Consider the following 14,793-nt stretch of genomic DNA (forward strand, 5'->3'; position numbering starts at 1 on the left):
TTAACGGGTAAAGCCCGGGCGCGGCAATTTGCCCATCAGCATGGTCGGCAGGCCGCCGTCGACGCCAATTTCCGCCCCGTTGATATAGCTCGATTTATCGCTCAGCAAGAACAGCACCGCATTGGCAATATCGTCCGGTTTGCCAATGCGCTGGCTGGCGGTAAACGCCTCACGGCTCTCACGTACGCCCGGCTGCGCGTAATACTCGGCGGTCAGCGCGGTTTCAATCATCCCCGGGGCGACCAGATTACTGCGAATCCCGTCCTGACCCCATTCCACGGCAATCTGCTGTGACAGCAGACCAACGGCGGCTTTACCGGGACTATACGCGCCGCTCCACGGCTGCGGAATGCGTCCGGAAATGGAACCGATATGCACAATGCTGCCGCGCTTTGCCGCTCGCATATCGTGGGCGAATTCGCGGGCGCACAGCAGGTAGCCGGTCAGGTTGACGTTGAGCTGGGTCTGCCACTGTTCAAGACTAATGTCCGCCAGCCCCGCCGGGCGTAAAATGCCCGCCGCGTTGACTAGCCCATCACAGGGGCCGAGCAGCGAACGCACGCTTAGCGCCGCTTCTTTAACCTGCTCTTCGCGGCTGACGTCGCAGGCCACCGCCACGCGTTTTCCTGGTAGATGCTCAAGCTTCTGCCGCACCGCCTCACAGCGCTGCGGGTTGCTGTCGAGTAGCGCGACGTTGGCGCCCTGTTGCGCTAACGCGGTGGCAATGGCTTCGCCGATGCCGCTTGCCGCGCCGGTGACGGCAAATACCTTGCCGCTGAGATCGAGCCAGTTCTGGGAAGCGTGCTGTTCAGTCATGGTTTTCTCCACGTTTTAATAGGGTACAGATGCTCTGTCATTGTTTGATGCACGGCGGGGAAAGGGAAGGCACGAACGACAACCAGACGGGGACTTTTGTGTATGAGATGGGCTAATCTGTGAATTCAGTACGCCACTCCACCACCACGAGGCCCACGATGGACCATCCAGCAGCACGCACGATTCTTGATCTTTACCAGCGTCACGCCGAGGCGTTTTACCAGCAGCGCTCACGCACGCTGTTTGAGCAGCGCTGGCTGGATAAACTGCTGGCGGCGATGGGGAGTGCTGGGCGAATGCTCGACCTCGGCTGCGGCAACGGCCAGCCGATTGCCGACTATTTTATTCAGCAGGGCTGTGCCTTGACCGGCGTCGACGGCGCGCTGGCGATGCTGTCCCGCGCCCACGCGAATTTTCCCCAGCAGCGCTGGCTGCATCATGACATGCGGACGTTAAATCTTGATGAGACCTTCGACGGGCTGATTGCCTGGGATTCTTTCTTCCACCTCACCCAGGACGACCAGCGCCGCATGTTTCCCGTCTTCGCTCGTCATAGCCATCCCGGCAGCGCCTTGATGTTCACCAGCGGCACAGGTCACGGTATCGCCATGGGGGTATTTGAAGGGGAACCGTTGTTCCACGCGAGCCTGGCGCCCGACGAATATCGGTCACTGCTGGCGGAAAACGGTTTTGCGGTGCTGGAGATGAAAATTGAAGCCCCCGAATGTGGCGGGCATACCGTATGGCTGGCGAAGCAGGCTGGGTAGGGCAAAATAAAATCCGTACGACTACCGTTCATCGCCAGCATGGCCGAGACTATCCTCGGCCCAATCAATAAACGCCTCTGCTGGCATCGGCTTGCTAAAAAGCCAGCCCTGGCCTGAGGTAACGCCGCGTGCCTTCAGCCATTCACGCTGGCTTTCATGCTCTATACCTTCCGCAACCACCGATAAATTCAGCGATTTTGCTATTTCAATAATATGGTTTACCACCGGATTGCATTCCAGGGTGTCAACAAAGGTTTTATCGATTTTAAGCGCGTCAACCTGCAGATCGTTGAGGTAGCTGAGGCTGGAATAGCCGACGCCAAAATCGTCGATATAAATCGTATAGCCCTGTTTGCGATAAGCCTCTAGAGCCGGAATGGCCGTTTCGCGCGCGACCAGATCGCGCTCGGTTATTTCAATAGCAACCTGCGTGGTGGAAACCTGCCAGCGCTGAACCTGTTGATGAATGAGCGCGGGCAGCGTGGCTGATTGCAGGTCAGCGGCAGCGATATTAATCGAAATGTGCATCTCAGGATGTTGAGCTAGCCAGTGGCCTAATTCGTTGAATACGCTGTGGACGATGTACTCGGTTAGCGGGCCGATGACCCCTGTTTGTTCGGCAACGGGGATAAACACTTCTGGCGATAGCCAGCGGCCATCCGGCTGCTGCCAGCGAGCCAACGCCTCCGCGCCGACGATTCGCCCATCTTCCAGAGAGACGATGGGCTGATAGTGCACGGTAATTTCTCCGGCTTTTATCGCATCAAGAATACGATAGTGCGATGACTGCAGACGACGCAGGATCCGCAGCACGACAAACGATGCCAACGCGCTTAACACCAGCCCAATCGGCAGCCAGAGCAGCAGCTGGTGAAACCAGTTGGTATCAATAGGTTTGGTAGCCGACCAGGTTATTAACGTCGAGCCTACCGGCGGCAGCGGTTGCTGTTTATACACGATGCCGTCGACTTCAAGGATCGGCTGGTCGTAGTGCAGGACGTTTTGCCAGGCATCAGGAGCAATCGGGTGGTTGCTGGCGATCACGCGGAGGCCACGGTCGGTGATAATAGCCGCGTAAATCGGGTAAGAGGGATGCGGCAGCACATCAATTAACGAGTCTGGGTCGATCACCGCCATATATTTTCCATGGCTGATGGCAACCATATTGTCATCGGTCTGCAGGTCGTGACGTGAGGTGAGCCACACATGGTAGCCAGCAGGCGTGACAAATTCGGAGCCAGGGACTTTTTCTGCCAGCGTATTTCGTATCAGTTTGCAGCGTTCATCGTCGTCATTGAGGTAAAAAATACGCTGAATGTACTGATGAATATAAGAGACTTTCTGGATTAACAGCTGGTGCTCAGGGCTGCAGGGAATGCCGTGAAAACGGTTGACCTCTTCAAGGGCGATACGGGTTTGTTCTTTGACACGCTGGGTTCTCGCTTGAATGCGCTCGGCGTAGCCATCCATTTCCTGCAAAAACAGTTCATGGGCCTGACGATGTGCCAGCCAGAGGCTCAGGATTATGGGCAAAAAGATGGAGACGATCAGCACGCTCGTGATGTGTCTCACTGGTCGCTGAGCGGGCATCAATAATCCTTAACGATCGCGCGGGAAGTGGGAAAAGTACTCAGGGCGATAATTATATCGCTGGTAAACCATCGAGGCTATATCAATATGAAAACTGTACCTATTATCAGATTTTTCGATGAGATGGTGGGGAGCGCAATACTTATTTTGGATGAAATTGAGGGCTAAAAAATGGGGATTTTCATCCCCATCAGGCAATGATATTGCGTTGTTGTCGTTTCGCAACACCTCAGGAAGCGTTGCATTTGGCAGACGGATAAAATGGCCTACATGATCGGTATATTTGTAGCTAGCCTTCCCTGTATAGGGAAGGCCATCGTCAGGGCTTACATACCGGAGAAGACGTTCATGATAATCCCGCCGCTGATAATCAGCAGCATGGCGAAGATAGCCGGAAGGTCGGGCTTCTGCTTGTAGAGGATCATGGAACAGATTGTGACGCCGACGATGCCAAAGCCGCACCACAGTGAATAGGCCACGCCGACCGGGATGGTACTCATCGCGCGGGTGAGCGCGAAATAGCATAGCCCGTACGCGCAGACCACCAGCACTGAGGGTGCCAGTTTGCTAAAGCCGTTGGTTTTTTTGATCATTGACGTGCCGGTAATTTCGGAGCCGATAGACAGCGCCAGCCATAAAAATCCAAGATTAAACATGAGCGATTCCTTTTGCGTTAGTTAGCGATATTTTTATCGAGTTTGGTGACCGGGGCGGGCGGCGTCTCTTCAGCGTCTTCGTGACCCATTTTTGAGAACAGGTTCATGATGACGATACCGCTGGCGATAATCGCCATGCCGATGATGGCGGCGGTATCTGGATGCTGGCCGTAGAAGGCCATACCCAGCGTTGAAACCACCAGAATACCGGTACCGGACCAGGTGGCGTAGGCTAACCCAACGGGAATATCCTTCACCGCGCGGGACAGTGAGTAATAGCACACGCAGTACAGCACAACGATCAGCGCCAGCAGCAGGGTTTTGGTCATCCCTTCGCTGGAGTCGAACATTTTAAGCGTTGAGGTGGCCGAGGTTTCTGAGACGATAACCAGCAGCATCCATAGCCAGCATTTTGTTTTCGAAGACATCTTCTACACTCCAGGTTTTATTATCGAGGTAAGGTTATTTTTGTCTTTGTTTTGACATAGTCGACAGCAGCATCGGTCAGCACCGCGTCAGGTTTTCCGGCCAGCGACGGATTATTGACGATATCTGTGACAGTCAGATAACGACGGGGCGTCGTAAGCGGCGCGGTTACGGCTGCCGTTGCGCCCGTTTCCTGCTTCTCAAGCAGTTCATTCATCGTACACAGCGTCACCCCGCATGCTGCCAGACGGGCAAGGGTGGCGTCGATATGCGCGGTATAGGCGCTGTCGACGACCGCGCCGCGCAGCTGGTTTAGCTCACTGTGTGGACAGCAGTGATAGCGCAGTGCCAGCACCGGAACACCCGCCAGCAGCGCATCGTGCAGCCGACGCGCCACCGGGCTTTGTAGCGTGCCGTTGACCAAATCTGCCGCCTGGGGATAGTCGAGAAACGGCAGCAGCAGCGCTTTATAGCCTACCGGCGGCTCGCCCGAAAGCGGCAGAACCTCCCCAAGTTGATGCCACGCCGCGGCGTCCTCAAGACTTTCATCCATCGCCAGCATCAGCCGCTGCCCGCAGCCTGCCAGCCGTTGACGGATAGCCTGACGATAGCCCTCGGCGGCGGTCACCATCACCAGCACCGGTGGCCGTAAACGCTGGAGGATCTGCGCCACCAGACGGTCAGTCTGTTGCTCGGTCATTAGCAACTCCTTAGCCTATCAACGTGACCGGCGCGCCGTTCTTCAGCCCGGCAGCGTTGGCCTCTTCGGTATCGATATGGAACTCAAGGGCGAAATCGTCGCGCACGCGCACCACCACTTCATCGAAGGTGAGCTGCCGCTCGCCGCGGCTGCGAACGCTAACCTTCTGGCCGTTGTGGACGTTAAGCATACGGGCATCCTGCGGTGACATATGAATATGTCGCCAGGCGCAGATCACCTGCGAGTGCAGCTCAACGTGGCCTTTTGGCCCCACCAGCAGCGCATCACCGGCGTTCTCCAGCTGGCCGGATTCCCGCACCGGGGCTTTAATCCCCAGGGCAAAGCAGTCGGCGCGGGAGACTTCCAGCTGCGTGGTCGGGCGGGTCGGGCCGAGTACGCGAACCTGGGTCAGCGAGCCTTTTGGCCCGACAACGGTCACGCACTCTTCGGCGGCGAACTGCCCTGGCTGACGCAGCGGCTTAAACGGCGTCAGTGCATAGCCTTTGCCGAACAGCGCTTCAACGTCCTGCTGTGACAGATGAACGTGGCGGTTAGAGACGCCCACCGGGATGGTAGGCGTTGCCTCGTGCAGCCGGGCGCTGATTTTTTCCTGTAGCAGGGCGTCAATCATGCCTTTTTCCCTTTCTTGTGCGCGGCGTTTTTCTCTTCCACTGTCGTTTCCTGTGGCGCGGCGAGTTCGACCGGAACGTCATGGGCGAGTTCAACCGGCGCGGCAGGCTCTGCTTTTACCCGTGGTGGATGCCCCTTGAGGGTGCTCAGCGCTTCAACGATGCAGCGTTCCGGGCGAGCAATCACCAGCGAATTGGCCGGCAGGTTAATCGCCTTAACGACCGCCACGCCGCGTTCGATAGCGGTGTGAATGGCGCTGATCTCCCCTTCAAAGCAGACGCTCACCAGCCCTGATCCTACCTTGCGATAGCCGATGCAGGTGACGCCTGCGGCTTTACAGGCCGCATCGACGGCCTGGATGGCGGCAACCCATCCTCGTGTTTCAATCACGCCTAAACTTTTCATTCTCGGCTCCTTTAGTGACGCACTAAGCGAATATCAAAATCAAATCCGGCGAAGAAGGTCTCTAGCTGGTTCAGCTCTTCTACGCTGTACGACGGGTCTTGCAGAATCGGGTAGGGCATATCCAGGCGCTCATACTTTTTGCGCCCCAACTGGTGGTACGGCAGCATATCGATGCGGCGGATATTGCCGCGCTTCGCCAGCTTCTGGACGTAATCAATCGCCCCGGTAATGGCTTCCCACGAGTCGTTGTAACCGCGCACCAACGGCATACGCACAATCACGTTAGCGCCGGAGTCCACCAGCCACTCGAGGTTGCGGCGCACCCCTTCGTTGCCGATGCCGAACAGCGCTTTGTGGTGATCGCTGTCGATCTGTTTGATGTCGAATAAGAAGGTGTCGGTGACCGGCGCCAGTTTCTGGTAGTTCGCAAGCGGCGTGGTGCCCTGGGTCTCGACGGCGGTGTTGATCATCATCTTCTTGCATTCGCTGAACAGGGCGACGGCAAAATCGGTTTGCAGGCTCATCTCACCGCCGCCGATGGTCACGCCGCCGCCGGAGGAGATGTAAAAGTCATAGTCCTGCATGATGATGTCCATCAATTCGCTGACGGTGACATCTTTGCCCAGAATATCCAGGGCGTGTTGGGTGCAAATCTCTTCGCATTTGCGGCAGCCGATGCAGTCTTTATTGCGGTTGACGAAGTGCTTCATCTCGCCGTTTTCTTCCGTACGGTAGTGAATGCCCGCCGGGCAGACGTTCACGCAGTCGCCGCAGTTAATGCATTTATCCTGGGAGAACATCACCTGAAACTGGCTGCTCAAGCCTTCCGGGTTGGCGCACCACGGGCAGCGAATGTTGCAGCCCTTAAAAAACACCAGCGTGCGAATGCCGTCGCCGTCGTAGATCGAATACTTCTGAATATTAAAAATTCGACCGGTTAATTCTTGTGTATTGCCAATCACGCTTGCCTCCTGAAAACTGCGGACGTCCTTGTCCGATTGCTGTCCGTGTTATCAGAACTTCTCAATCACCGTACGGCTGATGATCTCGTCCTGAACTTCCTTGCACAGCTCCACGAAGTAGGCGCTGTAGCCCGCCACGCGAACGATCAGGTCGCGGTATTTCTCCGGCTCCTGCTGCGCTTTTTTCAGCACTTCGTTATCGACGTAGCTGAACTGCATCTGGCCGTTGCCAAGAATCGATGCGGTGCGCAGCAGGGTGATGAGACCGTAGCGGCCTTCCGGGGTATCGAGCAGCCCTTTGAGGAACTTGAAGTTGTGCACCATGCCGATGTTCATGGTTTCCACGTTCATCTTGCTGACCGACTTAATGATGGCGGTTGGGCCATGCTTGTCCGCGCCCTGAGTCGGGCTGATGCCGTCGGAGAGCGGCATCCACGCCAGACGCCCGTTCGGCGTGGCGTTGGTCAGCTCACCGATTGGCGTGTTGTTAGAGATGGAGAGCGTGCCGTGGCTCAGGGTGGAGTAGAGCATCTTGTACTTGCGGCACTCGCGCTCGGTCCACTCGGTGATATCCAGCGCGTACTGGTCAACGTAGTTATCGTCGTTGCCGTACTTCGGTGCGTTCAGGCAGTCGCGGCGCAGCCCTTCGAAACCTTCAAAGTTCGCCAGCATCGCATCGCGCATCTGCTCCAGAGTGTATTTTTTGTCTTCGAATACCAGCTTGCGGATTGCAGCCATCGAGTCGACGTAGGTCGCCAGACCGGAGAAAATCAGCCCCGGGCCGTGGTTGACCATCGCGCCACCGGCAGCCACGTCTTTACCTTTTTCCATGCAGCCTTCAACCAGCAGCGACATCAGCGGCTTCGGCGCTACGTCACGGTGTACGCGCTGGCTGATAACCGTACCAATTGCCGACAGGCGCACGATATGGGCAATCTGCTGTTTCACCGCGGCGTCGAACTGTTCGAAGGTGTGTAGGTCGCGCAGGTCGCCGGTATCCAGCCCCTGGTAGCTGTCGAACAGCACCATGCGGCCGCGGTTTAAGACGAACTCGATGGCAATTGGCCACTGGGTATAGCCGGTGGAGGTCCACTGGTAGATGCGGCCAGATTTCTGCGGTTCGACGCAGCCCATCAAGCAGTAGTCGCGCGCGTCTTCAAAGTCGAAGCCTTTACGCAGCATCATCTTGATGTGGGAGTCATCGAAGTGACAGGCCGGGAAGCCCATGCCCGCTTTAACCACGTCGACGATTTTTTCCATGTACTTCTGCGGCGACTGGTTGTGAATACGGCAGGCCAGCGACGGCTGGTAAACCTTCACAAAGCGCACGGCGTCCATGATCAGATAGGTCAGGTCATTACAGGCATCGCCGCCTGAACGCTTCTGGCCGCCAACGGTCAGGTTGATAAACGGCTGATAACCGGCGAAGTACTTCGCCCCCAATTCGCTGGACATCCACATCAATTCGGCGCATTTGATGATAAATGCCTGCAACAATTCCAGCGCGGCGTCATGGGTCAGGCGGCCTTCGCGGATATCGGCTTCAAACATCGGGTAGCAGTACTGGTCCACGCGGCCGAGCGACAGCCCGGTCTGGTTCTCTTCGATTTCAAACAGCGATTCGACGGTCCAGATGCTTTGCAACGCTTCCTGCAAGGTTTTCGGTGGGTTGGCCGGGACGTTCTGGTTCACGTCGGCGATGGTCAGCAGCTCGGCGCGGCGCTGGGCGTTCTGCTCAACGGCAGCCAGTTCGCGGGCGCGTGCGGCGATGCGGTGCGAATAGTTAATCACCCCTTCGCAGGTTTCAATCGCCGCTTTGTAGTAGTAAATACGGTCGATATCGTCCGGATTCTCCATGCTCAGGCTGGCGAGGTGTGCCTCGGCATCGGCTTTAATACCGTTCATCCCTTTGGTGAACAGCAGCACGTCGTAGCCCGGGCAGGTATCGCCGCCGCCGTTGATCTGGTGGTAGGAGAGGTCGCTGACGAAGGTTTCGCCGCTGAAGGACCAGACGCCCGCCTCGCGGTACTGCGCTTCGCAAATTTCATCCAGCGAGCGGCCTTCCCAGAATGGCACGATCTCTTCGCGGATGGTTTTCTTATCTTCTTCGCTGATTTCGAACGGATCCTGCGGACGGGTGCTCATGGTGTCGAGCTCGTCGCGTACCCAGCGCCAGGCGATATCCGGCGAGAAGGCCCCGGCGCGCGGCTTACCGCACGGATGGCCGACGATCAGCTCATCGTCCTGAATGAGAATCGGCGCGGTTTCGCAGGCGTGACGGAAGGCTTTGGCACGCAGCAGGATGGTCGGCATTCCCGGGTTGGCTTTCACCACTTCGGTAAAGGCCAGCGCGCGATAGATGGAGACGCTTGGGCGCACGGTCAGGTAGTGGTTGCGCAGGCGCTGCATGCGCGGGGTCAGCCCTTCCGCCGTAGTGGTTTCAGTACAATTGGCGAATGGTGCAGCGGAAACGGACTGTTTACCGCTGAACAGACGCACCGGCAGATGCAGCGCGCTGAGATTGTGCTGGGCGCTCTGGAACATGTCAGATAGGGCGTTGATGCGCGCATTTTCAAGGCTCGCGCCGTGAAGCAGGGCATCAAACATCGGATAGCCGTCAATCGCGCTGGCGGCGCGGACTTCGCTTAATTCCGCCAGTTTAAACCACAGGCACTCAACGATTTCATAGGCCTGGGCTTCGGTTAGCGTGCCGTTGGCGATATCGTGCTGGTAGTACGGCAGCAGCGCTTTGTCGGCGCCTTCCGGGTTGACGGCGTAGCTGCCGTTGTCGAGCTGAAGCGCCAGCTGGAACAGATAAAACGCCTGGCAGGCTTCTTTGAAGCTGCGTGCCGGGTGGGCCGGAACGTGGTGCAAAATAGCAACGCTGTCTAACAGCTCGGCTTTGCGATACGCGTTGGTTTCAGCGGCGGCTAACTGCTCGGCGCTGTGGGCGAGATTTTGCGCCAGCGCCATTAGCCCATCGCAGGCGTAAATCGCGGCGCGGCAGCCGTTGACTTCATCCATGCCGCTGCGGCTGACCGCGCTGCCGAGCGTACGGGTTTTCTCTTCCAGTTGGTGTTTAATCGCCAACACACCTTTCTCGACCACCAGCTTGTAGTCCGGGGAGTTGAGGTCGCTGTTCAGATTAAGGAACTGGAACGCCGAGGGGCGGCTGGCGGCGGCTTCATCATGGAAAATCGCGCCGTGCGGCTTGCGGGTCTGGTTGCCGACGATCAGCTCATCGGCGCTGATGGTGAGCGGCAATTGACGCATCAGTTCATAGAAGCGGCGCGCCGGTTTAACGGCGGCAGGAACGCCAGCGATATCGCTATCGAGCGCGTTCAGGGTGGTGGCATGTTCGGTGCACAGGGTGCTTTTTTGTGAGAGTAAACGTTCTGCCAACACTTTGACGCGCGGCGTTAAGCTGTAGTGTGCCATGTAGTATTCTCCAGATGTTCTTATTGGGTGCCGGCATTTTGCCGGGTGGCGCTGCGCTTACCCGGCCTACATCAGGCGTTACCCGTAGGTTCGGCGATAGAGTTCAGTGAGCGCCTGCGCGTCCGGCGCACGTGGGTTGGTCGGAGTGCAGCTGTCGCGCAACGCCTGACCAACCATTTCCGGCAATCGGCGCTCAAAATCGGTGGCATCGACGGCGGTATCACGAATGCCCGCAGGCATCTGCATCTCTTCTTTCAGCGTTTCAATGGCTACCAGCAGGCTGGCAACGCCTTCGCGGGCGGTGCTTGCCGGCAGATCCAATAAATGCGCCAGCCGGGCATATTTATGGGCGGCGGCGGTATCGCACTGGCCGTCAAAATCGGCGTTCCACGCCACGACCTGCGCCATCAACAGGGCGTTAGCGCGGCCATGAGGCACGCGGAACACGCCGCCCAGCGCGTGCGCCAGGCTGTGGGTGATGCCGAGCGAGGCGTTGGTAAACGCCATGCCTGCCATACAGGAGGCGTTGTGCATCTTCTCCCGCGCCTGCAAATCCTGGCCGTTGCGCCAGCAGGTGGGCAGATAGCGGAAGACCTGCTGCACCACTTTTTCGGCCAGTGCGTCGGAAAAGTCGCTGGCGGCGGTGGAGACGTAGGCCTCCAGCGCGTGGCACAGCACGTCCATTCCGGTGTCGGCGGTAATCGCGGGCGGCACGGAGGCCACCAGCGTTGGGTCAAGAATGGCGATATCCGGCAGCAGCGACGGGTCGACCAGCACCAGCTTCTCAGCGTTAGCTTTCACCACCGAAAAGCTGGTGACTTCCGAGCCGGTACCGCTGGTGGTGGGGATGGCCACGAAGCATGGGCGCTCGCGCCCTGCGTCCGGACGGGTTTGCGCCAGGGCGAAAATAACCGCTTTGGCGGCGTCAATCACCGAGCCGCCGCCGAGTGCGATGACCAGGTCCGGATAGCGGCTGTCCATCAGCTTCATGCCGCGTACCACGGCGGCGATGTCCGGGTCAGCCACCACGTCGTCCCAGATCTGGAATGCAATGCCGCGATCGCGCAGAATATTGGTCACCCGTGAGGCGAGGCCGAACTTGACCATCGCCTGATCGGTGACCAGCAGTACGCTGTGGGCGGACACGTCGGTCAGGGCCGACAGCGCGTCCTGACCAAAGCAAATCCGGGGTTTCAGCAAAAATTCACTCATTGGGTTATTTACTCCTTAGGCGTCCCGAAAGACGTTCTCGACAATGGCAACCACCGACATCGCCTTGTAACGGTCCTTGTTGAGCGCGAAGTACTCTTCCGCCAGCACGATGTCGTGCATGCCTGCGCCGACGCTATCGACGGCAACCCAGGTTCGGTTCTTCATGGGCTGCTGGTCGTCATCCAGCTGTGTGATCATCAGCAGATTGCTGCCGCGCAGCTCATCGCATTTCTGCGTGGCGACGACATGTCCGGTTACCTTTGCGAGAATCATCGTTTTAATCGCCTTATATCAATGCGTTACTTGCCCAAGCGCTCAAGCACCTGACGGATAACGCGCTCCACGTTCTGCTCGCTGATTTCACCTTCAACCTCTGCCGTAGCGGCCGCCGCGAAACGGTTGTCGTCGTGAGCGCTGATGGTGCTGGCTGGGGCAGGGGAGGTGAAGCGCGCGTCGTCAACGATGCTGCGGCGCGGGTCAACCGGCTGGCTGGTGATCGTCGGCTGCGGTTCCACGCGGCTGCTCGGTGCGCGCAGTTCGTCGATAGAGCGCACGCCGTAGCCCACTTTGCGGATATTGAGCAGGTTCATTGGGCCGACGTTATCGGAGCTGGAGCCGCCGCCTACCGCGCCGCAGCCTAAGGTCAGCGCCGGGGTGATGTTTGTGGTCGCGCCGATGCCGCCGAGGGCTGCGGGCGTGTTGATCAGAATGCGGTTAACCGGTTTTTCGAGGCAGAACTGGCGGATAACGTCCTGGTTGCGGGTGTGGATCACCAGCGTATGGCCAAGGCCTTCGTTGGTCAGTAGCTCCACCACGCGGTGGCAAGCAGCTTTCCAGTCCTCTTCCACGTACAGGCCGAGTACCGGGCACAGTTTTTCACGTGAATACGGGTTTTTGTGGGAGACGGTAGTCTGTGCGGCAATCAGCACGCGGGTGCTGGCCGGTACGCAGAAGCCCGCCATCTGGCTTAAATAGAGCGCCGTTTTGCCCACCACTTTCGGGTTGATGGTGCCGTTCGGACGCAGCAGCAGGGCTGCCATTTTCGCCGCTTCGCCTTCGTTCATAAAGTACGCGCCCTGGGCTTCCAGCTCGCGATGCACCTCGTCGTAAATGCAGCGTTCGACGATGATCGACTGCTCAGACGCGCAGATAACGCCGTTATCAAAGGTTTTGCTGGTGATGATATCTTTCACCGCGTGCGGGATGTCGGCGCTGCGTTCGATAAACGCCGGGCCGTTGCCCGGACCGCCGCTGATGGTTGGCGTACCAGAAGCGTATGCCGCGCGTACCATGCCTTCGCCGCCGGTCGCCAGGATCAGCGATACATCTTTGCTGTGCATCAGTTCAGAGGTGGCTTCCAGCGTCAGTTCGGTCACGCCGTCAACGATACCGGCCGGTGCGCCCGCCGCTTCTGCCGCGCGTTTCACAATCTCAATCGCTTTCCAGCTGCACTGGCGTGCGCCCGGATGCGGGGAGAAGATAATCGCGTTACCGGCCTTCAGGGCAATCAGCGTTTTGTAGATGACCGTTGAAGTCGGGTTGGTTGAGGGGACCAGCGCGCAGATAACGCCCAGCGGCACGCCCACGTCCATCACTTTCTTTTGTTGATCGTCATGAATGATGCCGACGGTCTTCATATCTTTGATGGCGTCGTAAACGCGCAGCGAGGCAAAACGGTTCTTCAGGACTTTATCCTGCCAGTTGCCGAAGCCGGTTTCTTCCGCGGCCATTTTCGCCAGCGCTTCGGCGTGATGCGCCGCTTCCTGGGCCACGTTTTTCACGATGGCGTCGATTTGCTGCTGCGAAAAGGTGGCCATTACCGCTTGCGCTTTTTTGGCGTTGCGCACCAGTTCTCGCGCGTTCTGGCGAGAGAGCAAATCGGTATCCAGTTCAATCATGAGTCTATCCTTCATCAAACGAAAAGAGTGCAGACGGGGCGTGCCCGGTCAGGTCATGCTTTATGCTGCGATGCGATTTTTTCGATGTCGTTATGCGGGCGTGCAATAACGCCGGAAGTGACGACTTCACCGATGCGTTTTGCCGCTTCCACGCCGGAGTCCACCGCCGCGTTGACCGCGCCGACGTCACCTTTGACCATCGCGGTGACGAGGCCTGAGCCGACGTTTTCGTAGCCGATAAGCTCGACGTTGGCGGCTTTGCACATGGCGTCTGCGGCTTCGATACAGGCCACCAGACCTTTGGTTTCAATCAGACCAAGCGCTTCTTTCATCATTTTCTCTCCGGTTATTCGCTAATTTTGTAATGCGAGACAATCTTGTTGATGTCGTTATGCGGGCGCGCGATAACCAGCGAGGTCACCACTTCACCAATGCGCTGCGCCGACTCCACGCCGGAATCCACCGCCGCTTTCACCGCGCCGACGTCGCCTTTCACCATCGCGGTGACGAGGCCGGAACCGACGTTTTCATAGCCGATAAGTTCGACGTTGGCGGCTTTACACATCGCATCTGCCGCTTCGATACAGGCCACCAGACCTTTGGTTTCAATCAGACCTAATGCATCACCCATTTGCGTTCTCCTGGCCTTAAGCCTTGTGTTTAATGACGATTTTGTTGATGTCGTTATGCGGACGCGCAATCACCAGCGACGTCACCACTTCCCCAATGCGCTGCGCCGACTCCACGCCGGAATCCACCGCCGCTTTCACCGCGCCGACGTCGCCTTTCACCATCGCGGTGACGAGGCCGGAGCCGACGTTCTCGTAGCCAATCAGTTCAACGTTGGCGGCTTTACACATCGCATCCGCGGCTTCAATGCAGGCCACCAGACCTTTGGTTTCGATAAGCCCTAATGCATCACCCATTGCTTCACTCCTCAAAACAGGTTGTGTGATTTCAGGAAAACCGTCCGTGTCACGGCGTTAACCCACGGCAGCGGCGTTCGGGGTTCACTATAGGGATTAGCCTGTTGGTTGGAATTTAAATCTGAGTGATGTACTTATTTAGATAAATGCTCTGCTATTTAGCCTTTTGTGGCCGATGATTTATCTTTTTATGCTGCGGAGAGGGGCGGAATTATAACGGGTATAAGGCGATTTATTCCGTGCGCGCGGCGCTCAGTGGAAATGTTATGAAGTTGCTAAATTTATACAAAAGTCGGGTAACATGGCGTAGGGGCAACTGTGGTGGGGTTCAAATTCTGGCGGTGAAGCTAAACGCAAAAGATGCGGT

Annotated in this window: 16 protein-coding genes; 1 reads left to right on the forward strand and 15 read right to left on the reverse strand. The window is 57.6% G+C overall.

The features are described 5' to 3' along the window. Entirely contained in the window at window positions 1-816 is an 816-nt protein-coding gene (locus RDN66_RS21960; protein ID WP_202216052.1) for an SDR family NAD(P)-dependent oxidoreductase, read from the reverse strand. Between the two features lie 158 nt (window positions 817-974). Here RDN66_RS21960 and RDN66_RS21965 point away from each other — a divergent pair, with 158 nt between their 5' ends. Then, the gene (locus RDN66_RS21965; RefSeq protein ID WP_308538181.1) at window positions 975-1,583 is read left to right on the forward strand and encodes a class I SAM-dependent methyltransferase; all 609 of its coding nucleotides are present in this window, start codon (window positions 975-977) and stop codon (window positions 1,581-1,583) included. 21 nt (window positions 1,584-1,604) lie between these two features. Here the strand turns inward: RDN66_RS21965 and RDN66_RS21970 are convergent, their stop codons facing one another. The 14 genes from RDN66_RS21970 to RDN66_RS22035 all read right to left on the reverse strand — a co-directional run bounded on the left by RDN66_RS21970 (window position 1,605) and on the right by RDN66_RS22035 (window position 14,426). Next, window positions 1,605-3,173, reverse strand: a complete 1,569-nt coding sequence (locus RDN66_RS21970) for an EAL domain-containing protein (protein ID WP_202216050.1) — start codon at window positions 3,171-3,173, stop codon at window positions 1,605-1,607. A 326-nt stretch (window positions 3,174-3,499) separates the two neighbouring features. Beyond that, window positions 3,500-3,829 (reverse strand): multidrug efflux SMR transporter, encoded by a 330-nt coding sequence (locus RDN66_RS21975; protein WP_115074638.1) that lies wholly within the window; start codon window positions 3,827-3,829, stop codon window positions 3,500-3,502. A 17-nt stretch (window positions 3,830-3,846) separates the two neighbouring features. Further along, window positions 3,847-4,257, reverse strand: coding sequence for a multidrug efflux SMR transporter (locus tag RDN66_RS21980; protein ID WP_035894775.1), 411 nt, complete (start codon window positions 4,255-4,257; stop codon window positions 3,847-3,849). Between the two features lie 20 nt (window positions 4,258-4,277). Beyond that, a complete protein-coding gene (locus RDN66_RS21985; RefSeq protein ID WP_202216049.1) occupies window positions 4,278-4,955 on the reverse strand; it encodes a hypothetical protein in 678 nt (225 codons plus the stop codon). A 10-nt stretch (window positions 4,956-4,965) separates the two neighbouring features. Beyond that, window positions 4,966-5,586 carry a phosphate propanoyltransferase gene (locus RDN66_RS21990; RefSeq protein ID WP_035894777.1) on the reverse strand — a complete coding sequence of 207 codons (621 nt, stop codon included), beginning with the start codon at window positions 5,584-5,586 and terminating at the stop codon, window positions 4,966-4,968. Then, window positions 5,583-5,990, reverse strand: a complete 408-nt coding sequence (locus RDN66_RS21995) for a BMC domain-containing protein (RefSeq protein ID WP_202216048.1) — start codon at window positions 5,988-5,990, stop codon at window positions 5,583-5,585. The genes RDN66_RS21990 and RDN66_RS21995 overlap by 4 nt, the downstream gene beginning before the upstream one ends. An 11-nt stretch (window positions 5,991-6,001) precedes the next feature. After that, window positions 6,002-6,949, reverse strand: coding sequence for a choline TMA-lyase-activating enzyme (gene cutD, locus RDN66_RS22000; RefSeq protein ID WP_202218140.1), 948 nt, complete (start codon window positions 6,947-6,949; stop codon window positions 6,002-6,004). A 54-nt stretch (window positions 6,950-7,003) separates the two neighbouring features. Next, on the reverse strand, window positions 7,004-10,390 hold the full coding sequence (cutC, locus tag RDN66_RS22005) for a choline trimethylamine-lyase (RefSeq protein WP_202216047.1): 3,387 nt from the start codon (window positions 10,388-10,390) through the stop codon (window positions 7,004-7,006). A gap of 78 nt (window positions 10,391-10,468) precedes the next feature. Next, on the reverse strand, window positions 10,469-11,602 hold the full coding sequence (locus RDN66_RS22010; protein ID WP_308538182.1) for a 1-propanol dehydrogenase PduQ: 1,134 nt from the start codon (window positions 11,600-11,602) through the stop codon (window positions 10,469-10,471). Between the two features lie 15 nt (window positions 11,603-11,617). After that, on the reverse strand, window positions 11,618-11,875 hold the full coding sequence (locus tag RDN66_RS22015; RefSeq protein WP_035894783.1) for a EutN/CcmL family microcompartment protein: 258 nt from the start codon (window positions 11,873-11,875) through the stop codon (window positions 11,618-11,620). 26 nt (window positions 11,876-11,901) lie between these two features. Beyond that, the gene (locus tag RDN66_RS22020; RefSeq protein WP_202216045.1) at window positions 11,902-13,500 is read right to left on the reverse strand and encodes an acetaldehyde dehydrogenase (acetylating); all 1,599 of its coding nucleotides are present in this window, start codon (window positions 13,498-13,500) and stop codon (window positions 11,902-11,904) included. A gap of 53 nt (window positions 13,501-13,553) precedes the next feature. Beyond that, window positions 13,554-13,832 (reverse strand): BMC domain-containing protein, encoded by a 279-nt coding sequence (locus RDN66_RS22025; protein WP_308538191.1) that lies wholly within the window; start codon window positions 13,830-13,832, stop codon window positions 13,554-13,556. 14 nt (window positions 13,833-13,846) lie between these two features. Beyond that, window positions 13,847-14,131 (reverse strand): BMC domain-containing protein, encoded by a 285-nt coding sequence (locus tag RDN66_RS22030; protein ID WP_115074640.1) that lies wholly within the window; start codon window positions 14,129-14,131, stop codon window positions 13,847-13,849. A gap of 16 nt (window positions 14,132-14,147) precedes the next feature. Next, window positions 14,148-14,426, reverse strand: a complete 279-nt coding sequence (locus RDN66_RS22035) for a BMC domain-containing protein (protein ID WP_001540796.1) — start codon at window positions 14,424-14,426, stop codon at window positions 14,148-14,150. Between the last annotated feature and the right edge of the window lie 367 nt (window positions 14,427-14,793).

The organism is uncultured Kluyvera sp. (genome assembly GCF_902485085.1).
In the GTDB taxonomy this organism is placed as follows: Bacteria; Pseudomonadota; Gammaproteobacteria; order Enterobacterales; family Enterobacteriaceae; genus Kluyvera; species Kluyvera ascorbata.

Bases quoted from the DNA above. Each gene is read 5' to 3' on its own strand.
- RDN66_RS21975 (WP_115074638.1), bottom strand. From the start codon at position 3,829: ATGTTTAATCTTGGATTTTTATGGCTGGCGCTGTCTATCGGCTCCGAA.
- RDN66_RS21970 (WP_202216050.1), bottom strand. From the start codon at position 3,173: ATGCCCGCTCAGCGACCAGTGAGACACATCACGAGCGTGCTGATCGTC.
- RDN66_RS22010 (WP_308538182.1), bottom strand. From the start codon at position 11,602: ATGAGTGAATTTTTGCTGAAACCCCGGATTTGCTTTGGTCAGGACGCG.
- RDN66_RS21990 (WP_035894777.1), bottom strand. From the start codon at position 5,586: ATGATTGACGCCCTGCTACAGGAAAAAATCAGCGCCCGGCTGCACGAG.
- RDN66_RS21995 (WP_202216048.1), bottom strand. From the start codon at position 5,990: ATGAAAAGTTTAGGCGTGATTGAAACACGAGGATGGGTTGCCGCCATC.
- RDN66_RS22025 (WP_308538191.1), bottom strand. From the start codon at position 13,832: ATGAAAGAAGCGCTTGGTCTGATTGAAACCAAAGGTCTGGTGGCCTGT.
- RDN66_RS21960 (WP_202216052.1), bottom strand. From the start codon at position 816: ATGACTGAACAGCACGCTTCCCAGAACTGGCTCGATCTCAGCGGCAAG.
- RDN66_RS21985 (WP_202216049.1), bottom strand. From the start codon at position 4,955: ATGACCGAGCAACAGACTGACCGTCTGGTGGCGCAGATCCTCCAGCGT.
- RDN66_RS22030 (WP_115074640.1), bottom strand. From the start codon at position 14,131: ATGGGTGATGCATTAGGTCTGATTGAAACCAAAGGTCTGGTGGCCTGT.
- RDN66_RS22020 (WP_202216045.1), bottom strand. From the start codon at position 13,500: ATGATTGAACTGGATACCGATTTGCTCTCTCGCCAGAACGCGCGAGAA.
- RDN66_RS21980 (WP_035894775.1), bottom strand. From the start codon at position 4,257: ATGTCTTCGAAAACAAAATGCTGGCTATGGATGCTGCTGGTTATCGTC.
- RDN66_RS22035 (WP_001540796.1), bottom strand. From the start codon at position 14,426: ATGGGTGATGCATTAGGGCTTATCGAAACCAAAGGTCTGGTGGCCTGC.
- RDN66_RS21965 (WP_308538181.1), top strand. From the start codon at position 975: ATGGACCATCCAGCAGCACGCACGATTCTTGATCTTTACCAGCGTCAC.
- cutC (WP_202216047.1), bottom strand. From the start codon at position 10,390: ATGGCACACTACAGCTTAACGCCGCGCGTCAAAGTGTTGGCAGAACGT.
- RDN66_RS22015 (WP_035894783.1), bottom strand. From the start codon at position 11,875: ATGATTCTCGCAAAGGTAACCGGACATGTCGTCGCCACGCAGAAATGC.